The organism is Trichothermofontia sp. (assembly GCF_053493415.1).
Window position 1 is genome coordinate 1 of record NZ_JBRCAD010000047.1, and the last position, 5,763, is coordinate 5,763.

General features: G+C 50.2%; 6 protein-coding genes. 5 read left to right on the forward strand and 1 reads right to left on the reverse strand.

Annotated features, from left to right (window positions below):
* On the reverse strand, window positions 1-584 hold a 584-nt coding region (locus ACWIUF_RS04310; RefSeq protein ID WP_448571005.1), incomplete at its 3' end, for an AMIN domain-containing protein.
* Window positions 585-940: 356 nt separating this feature from the next.
* Here ACWIUF_RS04310 and ACWIUF_RS04315 point away from each other — a divergent pair.
* From ACWIUF_RS04315 to ACWIUF_RS04335, 5 genes are all read left to right on the forward strand, one after another.
* The gene (locus tag ACWIUF_RS04315) at window positions 941-1,345 is read left to right on the forward strand and encodes a response regulator (protein WP_448571006.1); all 405 of its coding nucleotides are present in this window, start codon (window positions 941-943) and stop codon (window positions 1,343-1,345) included.
* Window positions 1,346-1,416: 71 nt separating this feature from the next.
* Window positions 1,417-1,980, forward strand: a complete 564-nt coding sequence (locus ACWIUF_RS04320) for a LemA family protein (RefSeq protein ID WP_448571007.1) — start codon at window positions 1,417-1,419, stop codon at window positions 1,978-1,980.
* A 111-nt stretch (window positions 1,981-2,091) separates the two neighbouring features.
* The gene (gene hpxZ / locus ACWIUF_RS04325) at window positions 2,092-2,463 is read left to right on the forward strand and encodes an oxalurate catabolism protein HpxZ (RefSeq protein ID WP_448571008.1); all 372 of its coding nucleotides are present in this window, start codon (window positions 2,092-2,094) and stop codon (window positions 2,461-2,463) included.
* A gap of 352 nt (window positions 2,464-2,815) precedes the next feature.
* On the forward strand, window positions 2,816-4,342 hold the full coding sequence (gene bchB, locus ACWIUF_RS04330) for a ferredoxin:protochlorophyllide reductase (ATP-dependent) subunit B (RefSeq protein WP_448571009.1): 1,527 nt from the start codon (window positions 2,816-2,818) through the stop codon (window positions 4,340-4,342).
* A gap of 259 nt (window positions 4,343-4,601) precedes the next feature.
* A complete protein-coding gene (locus ACWIUF_RS04335) occupies window positions 4,602-5,273 on the forward strand; it encodes a hypothetical protein (RefSeq protein ID WP_448571010.1) in 672 nt (223 codons plus the stop codon).
* Window positions 5,274-5,763: the final 490 nt, after the last annotated feature.

A 5,763-nucleotide genomic window follows, 5' to 3' on the forward strand; every position in this document is an offset into this window, starting at 1 on the left:
GGGGGCAGGTCATCCGCTGGCGAGGCTGGGCCACCTGCGGCAACGGTGATGGCTGGACTGGGCAGGCGATCGCCGGATTGGTGTGGGTTGGGATTGAGGGCGTTGGCATGGGTGGCTGCTGCCAGTGATGGCGACAGAAGCCAGCGATCGCGATCCGACGCTGTACTTGCAACCCGCTGGAGGCGCACTGTTTCCTGGGTGAGGGGCGTCCCTGCCGCTAACTCAATCACCATGCGGGCGCGATCGGGTTGAAACTGACCGAGGCGTACTTGGCGAATGGTGCCCGTGTAGGTTTGGGTTTGACTACTGACGACCGTTACACCCGGCAGGTCAACCACAATCCGGGGGGGGGCTTGGAGCAGACTGACTTGTGGGGTAACCCCAGTGGGTAGCCAGAGTTCCAACTGTTGCGCGGCTGGATCAACCTGCCATTGGTGTACCTGGTTAGCTTGGACAAGCAAATCCCCTGGCCCCAATAGGGTTAGTAGGGTTACGCTGGTCAGACACCCTATCCGGTAGCCCAGCAAAGACGATCGTCGTCCTGAACGAGTATGTTGCGTGCGGATTGGTTGGCTGAGGCTCACAAGGTCCCTCCGCGTCTGTGTGAGAATCTGGCCCACAGGATACTCCCAAATCCTGAATTTGCCAGGGGGGATGGCTCACGACAAGGTCACGATCGACCATCCCTGCCCCGCAGAATTCTACGGAAAGTGGCTCAGGGATAGCGTAATCCTTAAACAGGTGTCCGGTCTTGTCCCAAAATTTTCCGTATTAGTCCCTAGGGATAATGTTGTGTACTCCCGCCAACGCGCAGTCGTGGGGAATGGGGGTATCTGGGAGAGTCCCTAGGGGACAGGTGTCAGGGAGGTAGGCACTACCGCATCTGTTGCCCACCTATGACCACATGAGGCGTCTATCGTCTAAGGGGCGAGGAGTATTGATGTCTGTTAATTTTCACCACCGACCGGCTGTGCTGGCCGTGGATGACAGTCCGCTAATCCACCAACTGATTCGGGATGCGTTGAACCCGTATTATCACGTGCTGGTGGCCGATAATGCCGCTGCGGCCTTAGCTACCCTCTACCAAGAGCCAGTTAAGGTGCTACTGCTGGATGTCACCATGCCAGAGATTGATGGACTGGAACTGTGCCGCACGGTGAGGACGCTGCCCCAATTCCAGTTGTTGCCGATCGTGATGTTAACCTCGCGCGATGCTCCCTTCGATCGCGTCCAGGGCCGACTGGCGGGGGCCTCTGAATACTTGACCAAGCCCTTTGATGCTGAGGAACTGCGGCAGGTGGTCCACAAATTTGTGGCAGTGGCATCAACACCCGCGATCGAGTAGCCTAGAGGGCAACCGGGCTGAGGGGGGCAATGGCATCAGACCCCCAGGCTGTCGTTGCGGAGGGATAGCATATGGGCGCGATCGGTGTTCTTCTGGTCCTCATTATTGGGGCGGGGTTATTTTACATTTTCATTCGGAATGACCTGATTGGTAAAAAAAATCAGGTGGAGCAGGCATTTTCGAGCATTGATGTCATGCTCAAAAAACGCTGGGATCTGATTCCCAATCTGATCTCGGTCGCCAAAAATTACATGAAGTATGAACAGGAAACGCTGGAGAAGATTGTCAGTCTGCGATCGCAGGCGATGGCCAGCCGGGGGGAAGTAGGCCGGATTGATGCGGAAAATCAGCTTTCCAATGCGATCGGGAGGTTTATGATTACGGTGGAATCCTACCCGGAATTGAAGGCGAATGCATCGTTCCAACAAATCCAGGCGTCGCTCAATGAAGTGGAGGAACAACTGTCGGCCTCGCGTCGGTTTTATAATGCGGCAGTGACGGATTTTAATAACGCGATTGAAATGTTTCCCTCCAGCATCATCGCCTCCAGCATGAATTACCGACCCCGCAAGTTATTTGAAGCCACGGAACAGGAACGTCAAAATGTAAATGTTGATGACTTATTCTCACGCTAATCAGATTGGGATAAGTGCAGAATTCGGGTAGGGGCAGGTTGCTCAGTGGACTGGAATAGAAACGCTTATTTTAATGAACCTGCCCTTTGGCGTTGCATAGGTTGACGATCGATGGACATTAATCTTCCGGATGTGGTGGCCGAAGTCACCGAGGCATTCAATCGTTACGAAACGGCCCTAGTGAATAATCAAATTGAAGTCCTGGACAAACTGTTTTGGCCCAGCCCCCACACGATTCGCTACGGGGCCACGGAGAATTTATACGGCTATGACGCGATCGCCGCTTTCCGTCGCCAGCGATCGCCCCTGGGCTTGGCCCGCACCCTAGAAAATACTGTGATCACTACCTACGGGCGCGACTTTGCCACCGCTAACACCGAGTTTCGGCGGGCGAACAGCGATAAGGTGGGCCGCCAAAGCCAAACCTGGCTGCGCACCCCGGAGGGCTGGCGGGTTGTCAGTGCCCATGTGTCCTATGTGTAACGGGCGTGGGGTAGGCATCCTGTCTGCCACCGAGACAGCCCTATTCCTGTAACTATCGCTTCACAATTTGGGGTCGCGATCGCAAATGAATGTGGCAACAAATTAAGAATAGTTGCATTTAGCAACCTTTATGTTGTTTTAATCGCGAGCCTGAAAGCTTTGCCCCGTAAGGGTTTCCGTTGATTTTGCCTGACTAGACTAGGCAAAGGTTCTTAGGCAGGGGGCACTGCGTCGGGTGAGACAATCAAAAGCGTTCCGCTGGTTGGGACCCTGCCCAGCCCGTGCAGCGTTCACGTTCAATCCTGGTTAATCCTTTTGTTAATCCTTGCAGCCGCGAAACGGAGACCCGCGTATGAAATTGGCCTACTGGATGTATGCTGGCCCCGCCCACATTGGCACCCTGCGCATTGCCAGTTCTTTCAAAAACGTCCACGCCATTATGCACGCCCCCCTCGGTGATGACTATTTCAATGTGATGCGATCGATGCTGGAACGGGAGCGCGATTTCACCCCGGTGACGGCCAGTATTGTCGATCGCAATGTGTTGGCGCGGGGGTCCCAGGAAAAGGTGGTGGATAACATCACCCGCAAGGATCGGGAGGAGCATCCGGATCTGATTGTGTTGACGCCGACCTGTACTTCCAGCATTTTGCAAGAGGATTTACAGAACTTTGTCGATCGTGCCCAGATTGAGGCCCAGGGGGATGTGCTGCTGGCCGATGTGAACCATTACCGCGTGAATGAACTTCAGGCCGCCGATCGCACGCTGGCCCAAATTGTGCAGTTCTATATCGAGAAGGCCCGTAAAAAGGGCGAGTTATTCCAGGACAAAACCGAGAAGCCGTCGGTGAACATCCTTGGGGTGACCACGCTGGGGTTCCATAACCAGCACGACAGCCGCGAACTGCGCAAGCTCATGGCGGACCTGGGGATTGAGGTGAATGCGGTGATTCCCGAAGGCGCAACGGTCCATGAACTGAAGACGCTGTCCCGCGCCTGGTTTAATCTGGTGCCCTATCGCGAAGTGGGGCTGATGGCGGCGGAATACCTGAAAACCGAGTTTGAGATGCCCTATGTGGATATCACGCCGATGGGGATTGTGGAAACGGCCCGCTGTATTCGCGCTATCCAGCAACTTTTGAATGCCCAGGGGGCTGGGGTTGATTATGAAACCTTCATCGATACCCAAACGCGGTTTGTCTCGCAGGCGGCCTGGTTCTCGCGCTCGATCGACTGCCAGAACTTGACGGGTAAAAAGGCGGTGGTCTTTGGCGACAACACCCACGCAGCGGCGATCACGAAAATCCTGGCGCGGGAGATGGGGATTCATGTGGTCCTGGCGGGTACCTATTGCAAATATGATGCCGATTGGTTCCGGGCGCAGGTGAGTGAATACTGCGATGAGGTTCTGATCAGTGATGACAATGCCGCGATCGGGGATGCGATCGCGCGTTTGGAACCGGCAGCGATTTTTGGCACCCAGATGGAGCGTCATGTGGGTAAGCGTCTAGATATTCCCTGTGGGGTGATTGCTGCGCCAATTCATATCCAAAATTTCCCGGTGGGCTATCGGCCTTTTGTGGGTTACGAGGGAGCCAATCAAATTGTCGATCTGGTCTACAATTCCTTCACCCTGGGGATGGAAGATCACCTGCTGGAAATCTTCGGCGGTCACGATACGAAGGAAGTCATCACCAAGGCCGTTTCGGCAGACTCTGACCTGAATTGGACGCGGGAAGCCCAGGCAGAATTGAATAAGGTGCCGGGGTTTGTCCGGGGCAAGGTGAAGCGCAATACGGAGAAATTCGCCCGCGATCGTAACCTGAGCGAAATCACGATCGAGGTGATGTACGCCGCCAAGGAAGCGGTTGGGGCCTAGGGCGCTATCTGCTGTGAGTGGTAGGTTTACCGGGAGGCGCTAAGATGCTTCGATAAGGCTTCAGGGCGATCGTTGGTGAGATGCGATCGGAATGAAGCCCTGTTGAAGCATTAAGTCCTCTCACACCTTCAAACTGATAGCAATTATCAAAACAATAACAACAATAAATAGTTTTTAATCTCGCTTGGTATCGAAGTACTTAGTAGGCGAATTATCTATTACCTATACGCGGCTCATAAACTTATATAAAGAGGGATAAATGAATACAAATAATCAAAGACTGGAAAAGATTATTATCATTTTTATTTCTATTTGCTTTGTAATTTGGAGTACTGCTTTTATATATAGGTCTTCATTCATTGCTGTTGACGGTAAGCGGTACTTTTGTTTATTCGATGATGCCATGATTTCTATGCGTTATGCATGGAATTTTTCACATGGTATCGGTTTGGTCTGGAATGAGGGTGAACGTATTCAGGGATATACGAATCTCCTTATGACTTTACTAATGTCTTTTGCAACATTAGTGGCTGATAAATCTAATGCTGTACTCTTCATACAAATATCGGGTGTAGGTTTTATGTTATTAGCCGCGTACATTAGTATGCAAATTGCAGACTATATTGGCTCAAACCAGAATATCCAGAAGCAAGCACTGATTAGAGTTCTCGTATTTATTTCAACTTTATCCTATTATCCACTGGTATATTGGTCACTCATGGGAATGGAAACAGGGATGTTAACCGTATGTTTACTATTAGGAATTTTGTTTACTTTTAAATATACAGAAAATCGAAACATATCAAACTTATTTGCAAGCTTTATTTTTTTTTGGATTAGCATTCTTAACAAGAAACGACTCAATTATTATTTTTTCAATTGTGTGGATATATATTTTCTCGGAAACTTGCATCCCAACACCAAAGGTTAATGTTAAGCGCTTTAGACTTAAAAAGTTATTTTCAGCAACTATTCTCTATCTTTTATTTGTTATCGGACAATTATTATTTCAATACCAATACTACGGTGAAATATTGCCAAATACTTATACATTGAAACTTACAGGTGTACCATTATTAACGAGGATAGAAAATGGAGTTGGATTTGTTTCATTATTTCTGATCGAAAGTGCGTTGATTTTAGTCCTTTCAATTATGGAAGTAATTTTTAACTTTAAAAAGCGAAAGTTGCTGTTAATTTTCATTGTTTTTTCCACAATAGCCTATCAGGTATATGTAGGCGGCGACCCTTGGGATTACTGGCGCATAATGTCACCATCAATACCAGAAGTGTTGAATCCAGATATAAAACTTTACACTTGAGGGTGCGAGAGTCATACAAGCGTTTCTGGAAGCAAATCGTAGCTCCAATGGACGAGCGAACAGCGACGGCTGAGTTCTAGTTGCAAATAGCGAAACTTG